Origin of the sequence: Vibrio sp. MEBiC08052, assembly GCF_001506075.1 — a bacterium.
Lineage (GTDB): Bacteria > Pseudomonadota > Gammaproteobacteria > Enterobacterales > Vibrionaceae > Vibrio.
The window spans coordinates 504463-522003 of record NZ_KQ947475.1 but is presented as its reverse complement, the minus strand read 5'-3'; the positions used below and the strand labels follow the sequence as shown (position 1 = coordinate 522003).

Annotated in this window: 17 protein-coding genes; all 17 read right to left on the bottom strand. The window is 47.9% G+C overall.

Annotated elements, in window-relative coordinates:
- Nucleotides 1-50: 50 nt before the first annotated feature.
- The 17 genes from VRK_RS02430 to VRK_RS02350 all read right to left on the bottom strand — a co-directional run bounded on the left by VRK_RS02430 (nucleotide 51) and on the right by VRK_RS02350 (nucleotide 17142).
- Nucleotides 51-803, bottom strand: coding sequence for an IclR family transcriptional regulator (locus tag VRK_RS02430; protein ID WP_059119935.1), 753 nt, complete (start codon nucleotides 801-803; stop codon nucleotides 51-53).
- Nucleotides 804-940: 137 nt separating this feature from the next.
- Entirely contained in the window at nucleotides 941-1429 is a 489-nt protein-coding gene (locus tag VRK_RS02425) for a NanQ anomerase/TabA/YiaL family protein (RefSeq protein ID WP_059119934.1), read from the bottom strand.
- Between the two features lie 9 nt (nucleotides 1430-1438).
- Nucleotides 1439-2323 (bottom strand): SMP-30/gluconolactonase/LRE family protein, encoded by an 885-nt coding sequence (locus VRK_RS02420; protein ID WP_059119933.1) that lies wholly within the window; start codon nucleotides 2321-2323, stop codon nucleotides 1439-1441.
- Between the two features lie 11 nt (nucleotides 2324-2334).
- Nucleotides 2335-3447 (bottom strand): substrate-binding domain-containing protein, encoded by a 1113-nt coding sequence (locus VRK_RS02415; RefSeq protein WP_059119932.1) that lies wholly within the window; start codon nucleotides 3445-3447, stop codon nucleotides 2335-2337.
- Complete coding sequence (locus VRK_RS02410; protein WP_059119931.1) at nucleotides 3447-4484, bottom strand: ABC transporter permease; 1038 nt, start codon at nucleotides 4482-4484, stop codon at nucleotides 3447-3449. The genes VRK_RS02415 and VRK_RS02410 overlap by 1 nt, the downstream gene beginning before the upstream one ends.
- On the bottom strand, nucleotides 4471-6009 hold the full coding sequence (locus VRK_RS02405; protein WP_059119930.1) for a sugar ABC transporter ATP-binding protein: 1539 nt from the start codon (nucleotides 6007-6009) through the stop codon (nucleotides 4471-4473). The genes VRK_RS02410 and VRK_RS02405 overlap by 14 nt, the downstream gene beginning before the upstream one ends.
- Before the next feature lie 325 nt (nucleotides 6010-6334).
- On the bottom strand, nucleotides 6335-7204 hold the full coding sequence (locus VRK_RS02400) for an L-ribulose-5-phosphate 3-epimerase (protein ID WP_059119929.1): 870 nt from the start codon (nucleotides 7202-7204) through the stop codon (nucleotides 6335-6337).
- 18 nt (nucleotides 7205-7222) lie between these two features.
- On the bottom strand, nucleotides 7223-7987 hold the full coding sequence (locus VRK_RS02395) for an IclR family transcriptional regulator (protein ID WP_059119928.1): 765 nt from the start codon (nucleotides 7985-7987) through the stop codon (nucleotides 7223-7225).
- Between the two features lie 9 nt (nucleotides 7988-7996).
- On the bottom strand, nucleotides 7997-8647 hold the full coding sequence (locus tag VRK_RS02390) for a 3-keto-L-gulonate-6-phosphate decarboxylase UlaD (protein WP_059119927.1): 651 nt from the start codon (nucleotides 8645-8647) through the stop codon (nucleotides 7997-7999).
- A complete protein-coding gene (locus VRK_RS02385) occupies nucleotides 8644-10131 on the bottom strand; it encodes an FGGY-family carbohydrate kinase (RefSeq protein WP_059122607.1) in 1488 nt (495 codons plus the stop codon). Before VRK_RS02385 ends, VRK_RS02390 begins: the two co-directional genes overlap by 4 nt.
- Nucleotides 10132-10168: 37 nt before the next feature.
- On the bottom strand, nucleotides 10169-10876 hold the full coding sequence (locus tag VRK_RS02380) for an L-ribulose-5-phosphate 4-epimerase (protein WP_059119926.1): 708 nt from the start codon (nucleotides 10874-10876) through the stop codon (nucleotides 10169-10171).
- 94 nt (nucleotides 10877-10970) lie between these two features.
- Nucleotides 10971-11945 (bottom strand): TRAP transporter substrate-binding protein, encoded by a 975-nt coding sequence (locus VRK_RS02375; RefSeq protein ID WP_059119925.1) that lies wholly within the window; start codon nucleotides 11943-11945, stop codon nucleotides 10971-10973.
- A 12-nt stretch (nucleotides 11946-11957) separates the two neighbouring features.
- Nucleotides 11958-13238, bottom strand: coding sequence for a TRAP transporter large permease subunit (locus tag VRK_RS02370; protein WP_059119924.1), 1281 nt, complete (start codon nucleotides 13236-13238; stop codon nucleotides 11958-11960).
- Entirely contained in the window at nucleotides 13235-13753 is a 519-nt protein-coding gene (locus tag VRK_RS02365; RefSeq protein ID WP_059119923.1) for a TRAP transporter small permease, read from the bottom strand. The genes VRK_RS02370 and VRK_RS02365 overlap by 4 nt, the downstream gene beginning before the upstream one ends.
- Nucleotides 13754-13838: 85 nt before the next feature.
- Nucleotides 13839-14840: a 3-dehydro-L-gulonate 2-dehydrogenase gene (gene yiaK, locus VRK_RS02360; RefSeq protein WP_059119922.1), complete on the bottom strand. Its 1002-nt coding sequence runs from the start codon at nucleotides 14838-14840 to the stop codon at nucleotides 13839-13841.
- A 540-nt stretch (nucleotides 14841-15380) separates the two neighbouring features.
- The gene (locus VRK_RS02355; protein WP_059119921.1) at nucleotides 15381-16151 is read right to left on the bottom strand and encodes an ABC transporter permease; all 771 of its coding nucleotides are present in this window, start codon (nucleotides 16149-16151) and stop codon (nucleotides 15381-15383) included.
- Between the two features lie 13 nt (nucleotides 16152-16164).
- Nucleotides 16165-17142 carry an ABC transporter ATP-binding protein gene (locus tag VRK_RS02350; protein WP_082671287.1) on the bottom strand — a complete coding sequence of 326 codons (978 nt, stop codon included), beginning with the start codon at nucleotides 17140-17142 and terminating at the stop codon, nucleotides 16165-16167.
- Nucleotides 17143-17541 lie beyond the last annotated feature (399 nt).

Here is a 17541-nt window from a genome sequence, read left to right as displayed (position 1 = left end):
AGCTCAAACGGCTGTCTTCGGTATCACCACTTTGCTTGATATGCTGCAGATTAACGTATTTTTCCTCCCAGAGCCTCAACCACTTCTCGCAGCCGCGCCAGTAATTGTGCCTGACCAAATCGATGGATTTCAGGCGTCAGTCCCGAGACACTGATCGCATAATTGGCAACCTGATCGGTTTCCAGCGGCACGGCAATACAGGTAATCCCTGATTCATTCCCTTCCCCGTCAACCGCAAATCCTTGCTGTTTGATCTGTACCAGTTCCCGGTAAAAATCATGCTCCGACTGGATTTCCGCCTGACCGAAATGGCGAAAACTCGCCAGATCATGGCAGTGACTCTGCCAATATTTCTGCTGCTCATCATGAGAGAAATAAGATAAAACCACTTTACCGCAAGCGGAATGCAGCAGCGATGAAGCCAATCCGGCATGCGCATTGGTATGAAAGAGTGAGTTTTTCGGTTCTTCTTTTTTCAACAGAATAACTTTATCAAAATCACGCCGCTGTAAATTGACCGTAAACCCGGTACGTTCAGCAAGCTCCGCCATATAGGGTGCGGCTTCCGCGATAAACGCATCATGATGGATCACTGAATAACCTAAGGTAATCATCTTGGTCGTCAGACAGTATTTGCCACTGTCTGCCTGACGGAGATAACCACACTGACACAGGCATTTACAGATTCTGTGTACCGTTGTTTTCGGATACTGTATCACCTTGCACAAAGCATCAAGGCTCATTCCATCCGAGGCGGCAGCAACAGTTTCCAGAACTTCAAAGGTTTTATGTACTGATTGCATAGTGACTCAATAGTGTTTGCAGCTTCCGCCACACTTCAATTTCCAATGACGATAAAATACCGTGTTGCGTATCAATAGATAGTGTATTTTCTCAAAACCATGCGTTCGATATAAAAATGGTGCCCCGAAGCTCTGAATCAAGCCGGATACTTCAGCTTAATCACCACTTTACGAACCTGTGATGTCTTGGTGACCGAGAGATTCGGCATATGGGCGGTTCTCGGTGGAAACAGATAAAATTGATCATGCGACATGGTCTGATAAGAGAGAGTTACGAGTTGCGGATCAAAAAAACAGATATCGCGTTGCGAATCATAATGATACTCCTGCGATAACTGCTGGTGTTGGGTATCAGTCAACTCAGCCCAGCCAAACTGCTCTTCTCCCTGAATAATAAACTGAACATCACAATATTTGTGATGAAATTCAGGGCCAACCGGGCTCTCTGCCGTCGTTTGATAATCGAGGATCATAAAGAAAGCATCGTCCTGCTCGATCCCGGGAATAGTATGCCGACCGGATTCAAGCGCATTCAAATCTTGTGAAACAACATAATCAATCGCCCGAACAAATAGCGCAGGTAACAAAGCCCGATAATCCGAGGCATGAAAATGACAAGCGAGCATAGTAATTCCTTATAATTCTGCCAATTCCTGACAGTTGAGATCGATAGCATAAACCGAAGTCGATGCCGTGATATAGAGCGTACTTTCATCATGATTCAGCGTACAGTTGGAAACCGTCTCCGGTACAGGAATACATCCCACCAGCACCATCTCACGATTCAGCACTAAAACCCCTTCAGACGAACTGCAATAGAGCGTCCCGAAACGGTCCATGGTCATCCCATCGGGGATGCCATGTTCCACTTGATAAACCAAACGTCCTTGAGATAACACTTTTCCATGTACATCAAAGGCTTTCAAGTGTTTTAATCCCTGCGTCGGAAAATCAACAATCGACATGTCCGCCACGTACAAGGTTTTCTCATCGGGAGAAAAAACCAGACCATTTGGCCGCTGGATATCAGTCGATGCAATCGTCAATGACTGATCATCCGGGTCATAACAGTAGATATAACATCCAATCATCTGACTTTCCGATTTATATCCCTCAACATCACTGATGATGCCGTATGGCGGGTCCGTAAACCAAATCGTCCCATCCGAACGACGCTCAACCACATCATTCGGTGAGTTGAGCCGTTTGCCATCATACTTATCAACCAGAATTTTGGCGAGTGCCAGATTATCTTTAGGTCGGAGCGACAGACAGCGTCGCCCGTGTTCGCATGTCACTACATCTCCGTTGGCCAGTGAGTAGTTGCCATTGGCAAAATGTGAGTAATCCGTGACGAGTTCCGTCTCGTGAGAGTCGGGATGATAAAGATAGAGCGCATTCTTCTTTACATCCGAAAACAGCAGCTGACCGGAGTGCTGCAACCATGCAGCCCCCTCACACCAAATATGCCCGCCACTGACTTGACGCAGTGGCGACAACAAGGCCTGTTCAAACGACATATTCACCTCGCTCAGTTGATTTGCCAAGACGCTTTGTAATAATCCCGATAACCATTTTCCGGATCATATAAATTGCGATCCCCGCCAGCTTGATGAATATTCTCTGCCGTGACTAAGTGCGCGGGAGTCACATAACCGCTGATGGGCTGATCATGGAACAGTCGGTTCAGTTCATCGATTAACTGCCATCCATGCAGATTTAACGGTTCGGCGACCGTTGCGACCTGAAAATCACCATTACGAATGCGCTCAAATGCGGACTCACTGCCATCTCCGGCAGAGATATTATACGGGCCTTCACCTTTTTTCTTACCGGACAGCGAACGAAGCGCCGGAGCCATGTAGTCAAAATAGAGGTCATTGATTGCAAGGGTATAGTTGTATTTATCACCATATTTCTGAACTAATGAGAACGTGAGTGGCGGAATCCGGGCGGATGTATTCGCCAGTGGCGTATCTTCATAACTCAGCACCGAGCATCCGGTACATTTTTCAATATAAGATTTCATCACATCGGCTTTGCGGACCGCGATACTGTACAAACCATCGGTCAGAATCACGACATTCGCATGACCATCGGATTTGGCAATCGCGTACATGGCGGATACTTTAGCCACATCATCAGCCGAACTGGTGATGTTATCTTCAATATAAAGTTGCTGAATCGGTCCGGGCTCAGGTGTCGCATGCCAACTGACAATCCGAATCCCCAGCTTGTGTGCCTGACGCAAGGTCGGAATCATCGTATTAGGGGTGAATCCGCCAATAACAATACCATCCGGCTGCAATGCAATCGCTTGCTTCAAGGCGGAAGACTGTGATGGCACACTGCCGGCCCCATCCAGCACTCGCACCTGCCAGCCTATAACTTTAGCTGCTTCCTGATAGCCTTTCATTACGCCTAAAACACCGCTGTTTTTCAGATCTGAAGCGATAAAAATAACGGTCTTATCTTTGACTGCCGCCGGTCCTTTCGGCAGTGAAAAAGCAGAAGCACTGTCGGTTGATGCCTGTTGGACAACCTGTTTTGCCATCTCAACATAATCAGATGCCTCATCAGCAAGCACTGGTAGAGTTAATGCAGTACCGATCACTATGGCTAGTAGTTTGAATCGTCTTTTCATTATTTCACCTTCACATTATTTTTGGTTGCGGTTTGTTTACGTTTTTGGCTAAAGCCAGCCAAAGTGATGGAAATTAACAGAATCGCGCCATTGAAGAGCGGCTCGACAAAGAATGGAGTGCCCCATTGCTGGAGACCGGAGATCCCGACACTGACCAGAGAAACACCGATCAGGGTGCCCCAGACGTTAACCCGCCCGGCACGAAAGGTGGTTGAGCCTAGAAATGCCCCGACCAAAGCCGGTAACATGTAGTCTTGCCCCACGGAAGAAGAGCCGATCCCGATATGAGAGGCCAATAAAACACTGGCAAAAGCGATCAACCCATCCGAGACCACATAAGCCCCGATGTAACAGGAAGTCGTGTTGATGCCATTTAAGGTCGCGGTATTCGGATTGGCTCCGACTGCATAAAGTTTGCGTCCCAAAGCGGTATATTCAGTCACTAGCCAAAGCAACAGCGTAATCGCGAGTAGGTAAAAAACGATGATCGGAATACCTGCCATTTCATAACCGCTGAACTGATAGAAACTCTCCGGCAATACCCCCACAATCTGACGGCCACCGGTGTGCCATAGTGATACGGCATAGATCACTGTCCCGGTACCTAACGTTGCCACAAAAGAATCAATATCGGCCAATGCCACCAACATGCCGTTAAATGCACCATAGAGACATCCACACAGCACGACAATCAATGCCGCAGCTTCCCAGGAGAATCCATACCGTTGCTGTAACGTAATCACAAAGACATGCCAGAATGTTACGCCGAACCCGACGTTCAGGTTCATTTTGCCGGTGATCATGGTCACCATCGCCGCTAAAGCCAGAATGGCAACAACGCTCTTTTCACTCAAAATCGCCTGTAACGTCAGCATGGAAAAGAAGGTGTCGGTGGTCAGACTAAACAAAAGGATTAAAAATATCGTCAATAGCAATAATCCATAACGCATTGCGATCTGAGTGATGAAATTCCCAATCCCCAAAGAGAGGGTCACATCCGTCTCTAATGCGGTCGATTTAATATTAGACGTCGCCATGTTCGCCCTCTCCTACTTTTGAACCTGATGCATACTTCAATAAATTAGCCACCGTCACTTGCTGCTCCGTCAGCTCTTTCACCACTTTTCCCCGGTTAAATACCAAGGCACGATTCGAAATATTCACCACCTCTTCAAAATCACTGGAAATAACAATCACAGACAACCCCTGACGAATGGACTCGCGCATGATCCGATAGATTTCAGAGCGAGCACCAATATCAACGCCAGCCGTGGGATTATCCAAAATGACAATCGGTTTATTCAGATTGAACCAACGCGCCAGAATCACTTTTTGCTGATTGCCGCCACTCATCGAACTGATCGCAATATCAGGATCCATCGGGCGAACGTCATATTGTTTCATTGCTTCAAGCGTGTTGCGGTACTCTTGCTGCTTTGACAGGAATGTCAGATTACCCGCACCACGAATGGTCGGATTTAAGTTGAGGTTTTCCAGTGCGCTCATGGTGCCACAGATACTCTCTTTGACTCGATCAGCGGCCACCATGGCAAATCCACTACGAATACTGTTAGCCGGTGAACTGATATCGGCTTGCTTCCCCCGAATCAACACCTCACCGGATTTGATATTGAGACAACCAAACAGCGCCTGCCCAATCGCTTCCTGCCCGGCATTGCGCAGACCAACCAAAGCAACCAGCTCCCCATGACGTAAAGTCATATTGAACGGTTCCAAATCACCGAGTTGCAGATTTCGCACTTGCAAAATATCATCCTGCTCCGGTCGGAGCGGAGTACGATAATTCATCTCTTTTTGCGAACCGACAATCAACGTGACCAGATCATCAATGGTGTAGTCACTGACCAGTCCGGAGCCCACTAAGCGGCCATCCCGTAAAACGACAACGTCATCGCAAATATCATGTATTTCATCCAGCCGGTGAGAGACATAGATCATCCCCACCCCCTGCGCTTTCAGACGTTTCAAAACCTGAAACATCCGGCCGACATCACTGGCAACGAGAGAAGCCGTCGGTTCATCTAAGATCAAAACCTCCGCATCAGCGACCAAGGCTCTTGCGATGGCCAGTAATGATTTTTCTGCCGCACTTAAGTTAAAAATACGCTCAGACGATTTCACATCTAACCCGACTAAATCCAGCACTTGCTGCGCTTTTTCCTCTGCGGCTTTCCAGTTGATCATGCCCCAGCGTTTCGGGAACCCCAGCGTTAAACCGATGTTCTCTGCAACCGTCATCCATTCGATCAAACCAAGATCTTGATGAATAAAAGCAATCGGTACTTTATCGGCTGACGCCAAATGGGCTGCATCTTCAATCAATTCCCCTTGAAAGCGAATCTCACCGGAGGTTTTTTTATGAATACCGGCCAGTGTTTTAATCAAAGTCGACTTTCCAGCACCGTTTTCTCCGAGTAGCGCCACACAACGCCCGGGGTGAACATGGAAAGAAGCAGACTCCAAGGCAACAAAATTAAAGAATCGCTTGGTTAACCGATCAATCGAGAGCAGGCTTCCTTGTGGATTGTTGAGCACTTCCATAGATACCTCATGATGATATGACTGTTTCGCGGGATATCAGCTCACGATCAATCACGCCAAATATTCCATATTGTGGAATAATATTATTTAAAATTCCAAATTACGATATAGCGTTTTCCATGTTTAAAAAGTGAGCAAGATCGGGATTTGATAGGGATGCCGTTTGTTTTTGATATTTCAGTGAATTAGATCACATTCGAGATCAATCCGGTTGCTGCCGGGTGTCACGATTGAATGTCATGATGACGTTGAGATGAAAAATAGGGCGCGTTGACACGCGCCCTATCAGCGATTCAATCGGGAAGAGTAACGAATAGAAAACCGCCTATAGCGCAAACCCGACGCTCTGCGCCATCTCCGTTAAACGCTGTTTGGCAGTGATAATATTGTCTCGCCAGTGCTCATCATGGGCCCACATTTCGATCACGAACGGAGCACCGTAGTGAATCTCTTTGAGTGCCGCAAAAATGGCCGGGAAATCGACTTCCCCTTCACCAATCACCAAGTCACGAAACTTGCCGGGGAAACCATGTTTCACTTTCAGCGTATCTTTGAGATGAATCTGCACCAGATGATCGCGAGCCAGTTTCAGCTCGGTACATACATCGTGATTCCAGCCGGTAATATTACCGACATCGGGATAAGCCATAAAATAAGGGGACGGGACTTCCCGCTTCAAAACTTCAAACTTAGACAACGAATTGAGATAGGGCGTATCCATTATTTCGACTGCCAACATCACGCCCGCCTGCTCAGCCAGCTTCGCCGCCCAACGCATGCCGTCAATAAAACGCTGATGGGTCTCTACCGATTGAGATTCATAATAGACATCGTATCCGGCCAATTGAATCGTCCGGATCCCCAATCGATACGCCAGTTTGATGGCTTTTTCCATAATTTCACGGGCTTTTTCACGCACCTGCGGATGTTCAGATCCGAACGGAAACTTGCGGTGCGCACTCAGACACATACTCTGTAAAGGTATGTCGTACTGAAAACAGAGCTGGCGAAGCCGATCAATATCATCATCTCCCCAGTCCAATCGTTGTTGTCGTTCATCGGTTTCATCGACAGAAATTTCGACAAAATCAAAGCCGAGAGATTTCGCTTCTCTGAGACGCTCTTCCCAGGACAGCGTTGCCGGCATCGCCTTTTCATATAAGCCGATACGAGATTTGAGGGTATGGTTGTTCATCGCTGGTATCCTTTTCAATCACTGCTTAAACAGTTCTTGTTCTATCTTTTCTGTCGTTTGTTTGATTTTCTTCGCAAGGTTATCCGGTCCGAAATTTCTTAACCGGGGAGTCAGGGTTGAGAGGCTGACGGCATAAGCCGGTGAACCTGAGCGGTCAAAAATCGGCACGGCGGTACAAGAAATCCCGGCTTCATTTTCTTCATTATCAATTGCATACCCTTGTGCTCTGATCTTCTTCAGCTCATTGAGAAAATGGGTTTTGTCGATAATGGTATTGTCGGTCAGCTTCTGAATCAGTCCGACATTGCGCCGCCAATAATTCTCCTGATCTTCCTGGGTTGAAAACGCCAGAAAAACTTTTCCCGCAGCGGTGCAATACATTTCGGAATACATGCCGACAAACGTACGGGTTCTGAACGGTGAATGCTGAGGTTCCAGCTTGTCGCGAAACACGATCTTATCCCCCTCACGGGAAATAAAATTGATCGTTTCATTCAGGTCTTTCACCAGTTCATTTAACTTCGGCCGGGTCGTCGCCAAGACGTCAGAACTCAGAGCCGAATGACCGATATGCAGTAGCTTCAGGGTTAACCGATAGTTCTTTGAAGCTGAATGCTGGGCGACATAACCCAACGCCTCAAAGGTACCGAGCATACGATAAGCCGAGGTTTTATTGATGCCCGTCTGCTGCGCAATTTCATGCAACGCGACCCCATCGGGGTGGTGGCTCAGAAATTCCAGCACAGCCATAGACTTCACCAGTGATTTGACCTGCTCACTCATAAAGAAACCTTACCAGTAATGGTTGATCTGTTTGCGAAACTCACGGGCTATGGTTTTGCCATCGTGATTTGCCAGTGCGCGTCCAGCGATGAACGATTTTGCACGGATATTCTTAAACAAATGAATATCTTCCGGAACAATACCACCGGTAATCGAGAGTTCAAGCCCGACCTCGGATAATTGTTCCATTTGCACCAAATCATGCTCACCCCACCCCACACCGGCAGCCTGCGCATCCCGGGAGCGGTGATAAATCGCCTGTGTCACGCCACTTTCTACCCAGAGTTTCGCGTCCTCAATAGTCCAGTGTCCGAACAGTTCAATCTGAATTTCACCATCAAATTGCTGCGCAACCCGCTGTGCCGAGCGGATGGTTTCAATATGGGCGGCAGCACCGACGGTCACCCAGTTGGCACCGTTGGCAAATGCCATCTCCGCTAACGTTTCTCCCGCATCAAGCAGCTTCATGTCACACACCAAAATATGCTGAGGATACTGTTGCCGCATGGTCTTAACCGCATGCATGCCTTCCGAGAAAGCCAGAACCGTCCCGACTTCAATCACATCCACCATATCCGCCACATGGCGAGCATCATTCAATGCGGTGCTCAGGTCCGTCGAATCCAGTGCAATTTGCAAATAAGGTTGTGTCTGGTTCATACCATTTCCTCAAAATTTTTCAGTGCTTCGACATAACGCTGATAACGTTCAAACCGGCTTTGATAGCTGGCATATAAATCAGGATTAGGAAGAACCGTTTCTATCGGGATATCAGATGCAGCCAAGGCAGTAGTGAGATCCGGATAAGTCCCGCTGCCAACCATTGAGACGAGTGCCGCCCCTAGTGCACCGGTTTCCTCAACCGCAGGGATTTCAAGACGTAATCCGGTTAAGTCCGCCAGCATCTGCATCCAGGTCGGTGATTGTGTCGTGCCGCCGGTTACGCGTAATACCCGGGTCTCAGGGAAACGGCGTAACATTTTTTGCAGATGAACATGATGACAACACACAATGCCCAGCCAGATCGCTTGGATAAGATGGGCTTTGCTGTGATAGGCCTGCAATCCATAGAATGATCCTTTCAGCCCCAGTCCGGCGTTAGATCCATAGAGAAACGGCACAAACAATACATCACTGGCGAGTGGATTCAGCGAGCTGACTAAACGCTCATTCTCCTGATGATCGATCTGTTCGCCCCCCAGATAAGGCGCGAACCATTCATAATTACTTGCTGATGTCGGGCTGGCTTCATGGACGATATAAGCCCCGGGCATCGCATAATGTCCGTAAACAAACGGCTCATCGGTATGGGTTTCCAGTGTGGTCGTGATCCCGGAGGTGACCGACCAAGTCCCCATCACCGCATTCAACATCGGCTGATCAGCATGAATACCGGAACAGATCGCTGTCGAGACTACATCGAATAAACCGCCGTAAACCGGCGTACCGACCATTAATCCGGTCGCCTGAGCCGCCGCTTCGTTCACCATACCGGAGCATTCCGCAGGATAAATCAGCTTCGGCAATGCCCCGAACACCTCTTCGATGCCGAAGAGAGACAAGAGTGCCGGATCGTACTGTTGCTGGCTGGCATGATAGAAGTTACTTTCCGACATGTTGGTGACTTCTGCCCGGATCTCTCCGGTCAGGCAGTAACGCAAATAGTCGTGAGACATGAACACCGTGCCAATCTGTGCGTAGAGATGAGGCTCGTGCATTTTCACCCAACGCAGAATCGAAACGGGATGTCCGGTCCATAATGTCTGCCGGGTCAGCGGATAGATCGCCTCAGGAATACCGTCTTGCTGCCACTGCCTGACAATATCAATCGCCCGGGAATCGGACGACAGAATGCCATGACGCAGTGCTTTGCCATCTTTATCCAGCAAATAGAGTCCTTTTCCCTGCGCAGAAATACTCAAGCCCCGAATCTGCTCCGCACGGATGCCACTCTGCTTGATTACCCCTTGAATCGCCCGGCAGGTTTCTTGCCAGTACAGCGACAGATCCCGTTCAATCCACCCCTGTTTCTCACGAATCACTTGGGTATTTTCCCGATACAACGCAATCTGACGACCGTGACAATCAAACAGACCCGCTTTCAGCACCGTGCCTCCGGAATCAATCCCAAGAAAGTAACTCATCGTGTTGTGCCCCATACGTTGCTCCGCCATCTGTACATCAGCTGATTGATTTACTTTTTTGTCCGTAATAAGCATCTTGCCCGTGTTTGCGGAAATAATGCTTATCCGAAAGCTCTTGCTGTAACACAATACCGGCATTCAGTGCCCGGGTGCCGAGTGCCATCGTGGCGACTTCTTCCAGCACCACGGCATTGTGCACCGCTTCATCGGCATTTTTCCCCCAACTAAACGGGGCATGACCGGCAATGATCGCACTGGGTACAGCCACCGGATCAATCGCTCGCCGCTGGAATTCTTCTATGATCACTAAGCCGGTATTTTGCTCATAATCCCCCTGAATCTCTGCCGGTGTCAGCGGACGCGTGCAGGGGATGTTGCCGTAAAAATAATCGGCATGGGTGGTGCCGAGCGCCGGTATATCCAATCCGGCCTGTGCCCAGATCGTGGCATGGCGTGAATGGGTATGCACGATGCCACCAACCGACGGAAAAGCTTTATACAGTTCAAGATGGGTTTTGGTATCACTGGAAGGATTCAGTGTCCCTTCGACAATGTTGCCATCCAGATCGACGATAACAATATCGTTGATGGTCATGTCATCGTACGCCACGCCGGATGGTTTGATAGCGATCACATGAGCTACCCGGTCAATCTCAGAAACATTGCCCCATGTGAATGTCACCAAACCATATTTTGGCAGGCTCAAATTCGCCTCTAATACGCGTTGCTTGATTTCAGAATACATAGCCGCTCCTATCGACAAGGCTTGTCGATATCTCTCCTCTTCATTTCGGTGTACAGCACCACTGCACACCGAAGGGTTGCTCAATCGCTGACGGTTATTTTTGCGCTGCCAGAATGCGATTGATCATGGTGTCACCGTTTTCTTTGATAAATTCATTCCACACCGGTTTAACCACCGCCTGAAATGCTGCACCATCCACATCCCGGTTGACTTTCATGCCATGAAATTCCAGTTCAGCGATCATCTGATCTTCTTTTTTGATACTCATTTGGCGCTGCATCTTGACGGCTTCAGCCGCAACATCAGTGATGATTTTCTGTTCAGCGGCACTGAGTTTTTCGAAGCTTTTTAAGTTCATGGTTAAGACGAGTGGTGAATACGCATGCTGAGTCATGCTCAAATATTTCTGTACTTCATAAAATTTAAAAGACAGGGTGACACCAATCGGATGATCCTGAGCATCGACCACGCCCGTTTCTAAGGCTGTATATAGTTCAGAAACAGGGATCTGTTGGGGATTCGCATGCAATGCATTGAACATATCGTTGAGTGCTTTGGAGTTATTGACCCGCATTCTCAGCCCGGCAACATCTGACGGTTTACGGATTGGTCCGCGATTATTGGTCATATTCCGATAGCCGTTTTCCGGATATCCCAACCCTTTGATGCCATATTTTTCCATCGACTTGAGCACGTCCTGACCCACGTCGCCGTCTAAGACCTGATAAGCGGCTTCCCGAGTCGGAAAAATGAATGGCAGAGTGAAAGCAGCCGATTCAGGGAGTAAGCCAGACCAGTTATTTAATCCGACCATTGAGATATCAATGATTCCCGCCCGGGTGCCATCAATCATCTGTTTATCATTGCCCAATTGTCCTTGAGGGAAGATATTGACTTTGATATCCCCGTGAGAACGCGCTTCGACCTCTTTTTTAAAGAATAGTGACATGTCCTGCTGCAGATCTGATTCAGGGGCAGCATGGGCAAGTTTCAACGTGGTGGCATAAGACTGGGTGGTGAATATCGCCAGTGCTGTCACCAAGCCTGCAACTTTCAGAATTGATTTCATGTTGTTTCTCCGTTATCCGATAATAAGTTTCATTGGTATTGTTATAATGCTCGGGAAGATGACGAACAGCGTCAGTAACACGGTGTACGCCAGAATAAATGGAAAGATGCCTTTGACCGCTGCCGACATGGGCACTTTTGCTACGCCACATACGACATTAAGCACAGTGCCAACCGGTGGCGTAATCAAACCGATCGAACAATTGATCACGAACATCAGTCCAAAATAGGTTGGGTCGATCCCTGCCAGTTTGACAACCGGCATCAGGAGCGGTACCAAAATCAGAATCGTCGGGCTCAGATCCATCACCATGCCGACACATAAAACCAGCAGCATAATGACCGCCATCAGCAGACGTGGACTGTCAACCAACGGCGCCAGCATCTGTGCCAGTTGTTGGGGCAACTGAGCCACGGTAATCAGCCAGGCTGCGACCATGGCACAGCCGACCAGAAACATCACCATAGCCGTCGAACGTCCGGCATTGAGCAGAATGTGATAAAAGCTGCGCAGATTAATTTCCCGGTAAATGACCGAGGCAACAAAGATGGCATACACGGCTGCCACAACCGCAGCTTCTGTCGGCGTGAACACCCCAAAGCGAATCCCGCCAATAATGATCACCGGCAACAATAACGCCCAGACCCCATCTTTCAGTGCGGCACGTTTTTCCGCTTTTGAAGCTCTGGGCTGCACGTCCAGATCTTCGCTGCGCACCGTGAATGCCCAGACAAACATCAGTGTCAGTCCCATCAAGATACCGGGCACGATCCCACCGAGAAATAGGTTCTTGATGGAAATGCCACCGGCAACCCCAACCAAAATTAACGGCAGAGACGGTGGAATGACTGGTGCGATGATGCCACCGGCGGCCAGCAGCCCCATCGACGGACTCTGCGGATATTTGGCCGCTTTCATCATCGGGTAAAGAATACTGACCAGCGCTGCAGCATCGGCAACCGCAGAACCGGAAAGCCCGGCAAGCAGCACCGATGTCATAATCGCAACGTATCCCAACCCACCTTTGCGGTGACCGACATAGCAAGTTGCCAGCCGGACAATTCGCGTCGATAACCCACCCGCAGACATCACCTCACCGGCAATCAGGAAGAACGGAATTGCCAGCAGGGTAAAGCTATCGACCCCGTTGACCAGCGACTGAGCCAAAATGTCAGAACTGAACAGATCCATGTGGACCATCAGTGCGATTGACGACAGTAATAAAGCAAAGGCGACGGGCAAACCTAAAAGGATCGACACAATCAAGACCGTTAAGAAGATAAATAGCGTCATGCTTTATCCTCCTGAGTCTGTTCTGTCACAGCGGACTCATGAGAGGAGGTATCCATCAGCCACTGCGGGAAAAAGATTCGCCCGGCAGCCAAAATCGCCATTAATCCACCGGAGATCGCACCGGCCAGATAAAATAGTGCCGAGGGCAGGCCTGTCAGCGGGGAAATATCACGCCAGTTATCCATCATCTGACCGAATGCGCCATAAAACAGCATCCCGACCGAGACCAAAATAATCAACCAACAGAGCCGTCTGAGAAATGGGACCCAGCGTGGCATAAGTTTCTCGGTAAACTCTTTGACCGCCAGATGCTCATCTCGCTGGAGGACGATCACCGCCCCCAACATCACCACCCAGACTAACCCCAGACGCGACAATTCAACCGATGCTCTCAGCCCTGAAGAAAATCCATACCTGAGTACTACATTGGTAAATACCAGCACTAACATGGCGACCAATATCGCTGCCATGATGATGTCAATACTGTCCAAAACTCGTTTCAATACCGTACGCATATACAACTCTCCGGCGATGCCTACTTGTCTGAATCATTCTTTTTATGGATCGACTTTTGTTATCAGTTCGACTGATTCGGTCAATCTAAAGTGCAAGGATCTGCTGCCAAATCTCATCGTGAATTTCGATACCACCTTGCTGCCGGTGCTTGTCGATATAAGACTGAATTTCAGATCCTGCAATCATCACCTTGCCACTCTCGGCAGGTTCTGAGGCGAGCACATATTCCCGGATGCGCTTCATCTCTTCGAGCAGACGCTCTCCGTCCATCGTTTTGCTGGTATCGATGGCAATCAAAAACTGTGAAACGCCGAATTCAGCTTGCATATCTTCAGTTAATGCAGGGACGGAATACCCACCGCTTACCGCCGTCAGCAGCATGTCCAGTACCACAGCCATTGAAGAGCCTTTCCAGAATCCCATCGGCAGGAGTCGTTTGTTTTCCCACAGAACATGCGGATCGGTGGTTAACTGACCCTCATCATCAAAGCCGCCGACGACCGGGAGTTCTTTATCCGCCAGCACATAGTTTTGCAGTTGACCGTAGGAATACTGACTCATTGAACAATCCACCAATACCGGCGGGTCACCGGCAACCGCCATAATTAATGGATTACTGCCCACGCGATGATCTTTCCCTCCCCAAGCGGGCATTACGGCAATTGAGTTGGTGGATGCAATACCTGCCAAGCCTGCACGAGCCATTTTGAGTACGTAAGTCCCGCCGCGCATCCAGTGGTTTGAATTGCGCATTGCCACCATGCCGATGCCATACTGTTTCGCCAGTTCAATAGCACGGTCAGTACAAATTAATCCATTGAGAACACCGGGGCCGAAATGGCAATCCCACTGCTCCAGGGCACCCAGACTGTTGACGCACTCAGGCACGGCATTGAGCTTAATATGCCCTTGATCGACCTGAGAAATAAAAACCGGAAATCGGTTGATACCATGCGAGTAGGTTCCTTCATTCGCCATTTCAACAAACCCTTGGGCAAGTTTGGTTGCTGAGTCGGCGGTCATGCCCCTTTTGAGCAAGGCACTTTCAAATTGATGTTGTAGTTCATTTAAGGATACGAGAGGCATTGCTTATCTCCGATTCATTTCATATTACGTAATTGATGCTACGTTTTATTCCGAATTTTAAAATCTCAAATTGCTCACTTTGTGAGCCAATGATTCAAATTCAAAACAAATGGCATTTTTTGTTTCGCTATACGAAATGAATAAAGATGAAACTTAAATACATAATTAAGAGACAAATCAGTAAATTAAACTATGAAAGAGATTTAATTCAGATAAAAAACGTTAAAATGAAGGAAAATTACAACAAAAAATCAACCCAAACGGATAGATCAGATAAAATAGAAAAATAAATACAATGGCAATATTGATGTTCTGAGGAAAAATGAAATGCCCGATATAAAAACCGTTCTGTTCTTTGTCAGAATGAGTTTGCTACTCACTCTGAGTGTCTTGATAACGTCATGGCCTTTTCTGTAAAGCTCATCCTGATAAGATAATTTTCATGTAAAAAACAGGGAGCACCTGAATCGATGCTCCCTGTTGCATGACCATATTGGATTAACGAACGACTCGATTCAGCTCGCCCCCATCGAGCCGTGATTATGTTCTCAGCCCTATCCCCTTTTTCACCAAGATATAAGACATGGTATACAGCGCCACGATGAAGATCCCTAACACCGAAAACGATGCCAGAATACTCACATCGGAAATCCCCAGAAATCCATAACGGAATGCATTGACCATATACACAATGGGATTGACCTTGGACACATACTGCCAGAATTCAGGCAACAGCGATAATGAGTAAAACACGCCGCCAAGATAAGTCAGTGGGGTCAGGATAAACGTCGGCACAATCGAAATGTCATCAAAACTTTTTGCATAGATGGCATTGATAAATCCACCGAGAGAGAACACCACGGACGTGAGAAAAACCGTCACGGCAATAATGCCCCAGTGTTCGACCTGAAGATCGACAAAAAACAGCGACACCAACGTGACCATCACCCCGACACATAATCCCCGGGTAACCCCACCCATGACATAACCAGCAATGATGACGTAAGTCGGCACCGGTGCGACTAACAACTCCTCAATGTTTTTGTGCATTTTGGCACCAAAGAAAGAAGAGGCGACATTCGAGTAAGAGTTAGTAATCACCGACATCATAATCAGGCCGGGAACGATGTAGGCCATATAGCTGACACCATGCATCATCCCGATGCGAGAACCAATTAAATTACCGAAAATGATAAAATAGAGTGTCATGGTAATCGCTGGCGGTACGAGGGTTTGCACCCAAATACGGGAAAAACGGACCACTTCTTTCCCCAGCAAACTGCAAAAGGCGGTCCAATAAAGCTTATACATGCTTCCTCTCATTTTAATTCGTTGACGTCTCATGATCTGTTGTGACCGCGTTATGGCTTACGGCGGTGTGCCTATCCGTCGTAGATTCATTGACAATACGGACAAACAACTCTTCCAGTCGGTTGGCCTTATTTCGCATCGACAGAACCGGAATGCCATGCTCACTTAACTGCCGAAAAACATGGTTCAACCCCTGTGTTTTTTCGATTTCAATCTCCAGAGAGCCATCGGCATGTTTCTGATTGAGCACACCGGTCAACTCCGGAATATCGGTCACCGTCGGTGCAAGATCCAGAATGAATGTCTCCACCTTAAGCTGACCGAGCAACGCCTTCATCGAAGTATTTTCAATCAACTCACCACCGTGAATAATCCCGATATTGCGACATAACATTTCCGCTTCTTCCAGATAATGTGTGGTCAGAATAATCGTAATCCCTTGGCGGTTGAGCTGCTGAAGGAAATCCCACATCGACCGGCGCAATTCAATATCGACACCGGCGGTCGGTTCATCGAGAATCAATAACTGAGGCTCATGCATCAAAGCCCGGGCAATCATCAACCGACGCTTCATGCCGCCGGAGAGATTTCTGGATCGTTCTTTGCGCTTTTCCCATAAGTCGAGCAGTGTCAGATATTTCTTCGCCCGCTCTTTGGCTTGCGCACGTGGCACACCGTAGTATCCCGCCTGTTGGATCACGATTTGCTCAACCGTTTCAAACTGGTTGAAGTTAAATTCCTGCGGCACTAACCCCAAAGAAAGTTTAGCCAGCTCCATTTCTTTATCCAGATCATGACCAAAGACGGATACCTTTCCCGAGGTTTTATTGACGAGTGAGGAGATAATCCCGATGGTGGTTGACTTCCCGGCACCATTCGGCCCCAGTAAGGCGTAAAAATCCCCTTTTCTCACCGTCAGATTGAGGCCTTTCAGTGCTTCAAATCCACCGGCATACGTTTTACGCAAATCGGTTAGTTCTAATGCATTCATATTGAATAAGATCCTGTGTCATTGACATCGTCTGCTGAAGCAGCAACTGATGATAGGGATGCGAGTAGACGAATAATTTTCATATGGAGGTGCAGCCAATCAGTTTCAAGCTTACATCAGAAAAAAATGAAATATCAAACTTGCGGCTAAAACTCAAAAAAACCGGTTTTAAATGAGGGTATTTACGGTGAAAATACACAGTTTTTCACATTCTCTCCATAACCCGTCTGAGCTTCTAAAAATCGATGAATTTATCACCTCAGTTCTCCTGATCCTGCTATATCTGATCAGATGAGTAAAAAAAGCAATATATTCGCCACTATTATTGTGTATATTGATTCTCAGTTAAGCCCGCCGAACAATCGGATTGATTATCTTTAGGCTATGGGAAATGAATCC

What these genes read in the sequence shown, in the direction of transcription:
- VRK_RS02430 (WP_059119935.1), bottom strand. Translation starts at nt 803, where the DNA reads ATGCAATCAGTACATAAAACCTTTGAAGTTCTGGAAACTGTTGCTGCC.
- VRK_RS02425 (WP_059119934.1), bottom strand. Translation starts at nt 1,429, where the DNA reads ATGCTCGCTTGTCATTTTCATGCCTCGGATTATCGGGCTTTGTTACCT.
- VRK_RS02420 (WP_059119933.1), bottom strand. Translation starts at nt 2,323, where the DNA reads ATGTCGTTTGAACAGGCCTTGTTGTCGCCACTGCGTCAAGTCAGTGGC.
- VRK_RS02415 (WP_059119932.1), bottom strand. Translation starts at nt 3,447, where the DNA reads ATGAAAAGACGATTCAAACTACTAGCCATAGTGATCGGTACTGCATTA.
- VRK_RS02410 (WP_059119931.1), bottom strand. Translation starts at nt 4,484, where the DNA reads ATGGCGACGTCTAATATTAAATCGACCGCATTAGAGACGGATGTGACC.
- VRK_RS02405 (WP_059119930.1), bottom strand. Translation starts at nt 6,009, where the DNA reads ATGGAAGTGCTCAACAATCCACAAGGAAGCCTGCTCTCGATTGATCGG.
- VRK_RS02400 (WP_059119929.1), bottom strand. Translation starts at nt 7,204, where the DNA reads ATGAACAACCATACCCTCAAATCTCGTATCGGCTTATATGAAAAGGCG.
- VRK_RS02395 (WP_059119928.1), bottom strand. Translation starts at nt 7,987, where the DNA reads ATGAGTGAGCAGGTCAAATCACTGGTGAAGTCTATGGCTGTGCTGGAA.
- VRK_RS02390 (WP_059119927.1), bottom strand. Translation starts at nt 8,647, where the DNA reads ATGAACCAGACACAACCTTATTTGCAAATTGCACTGGATTCGACGGAC.
- VRK_RS02385 (WP_059122607.1), bottom strand. Translation starts at nt 10,131, where the DNA reads ATGAGTTACTTTCTTGGGATTGATTCCGGAGGCACGGTGCTGAAAGCG.
- VRK_RS02380 (WP_059119926.1), bottom strand. Translation starts at nt 10,876, where the DNA reads ATGTATTCTGAAATCAAGCAACGCGTATTAGAGGCGAATTTGAGCCTG.
- VRK_RS02375 (WP_059119925.1), bottom strand. Translation starts at nt 11,945, where the DNA reads ATGAAATCAATTCTGAAAGTTGCAGGCTTGGTGACAGCACTGGCGATA.
- VRK_RS02370 (WP_059119924.1), bottom strand. Translation starts at nt 13,238, where the DNA reads ATGACGCTATTTATCTTCTTAACGGTCTTGATTGTGTCGATCCTTTTA.
- VRK_RS02365 (WP_059119923.1), bottom strand. Translation starts at nt 13,753, where the DNA reads ATGCGTACGGTATTGAAACGAGTTTTGGACAGTATTGACATCATCATG.
- yiaK (WP_059119922.1), bottom strand. Translation starts at nt 14,840, where the DNA reads ATGCCTCTCGTATCCTTAAATGAACTACAACATCAATTTGAAAGTGCC.
- VRK_RS02355 (WP_059119921.1), bottom strand. Translation starts at nt 16,151, where the DNA reads ATGTATAAGCTTTATTGGACCGCCTTTTGCAGTTTGCTGGGGAAAGAA.
- VRK_RS02350 (WP_082671287.1), bottom strand. Translation starts at nt 17,142, where the DNA reads ATGAATGCATTAGAACTAACCGATTTGCGTAAAACGTATGCCGGTGGA.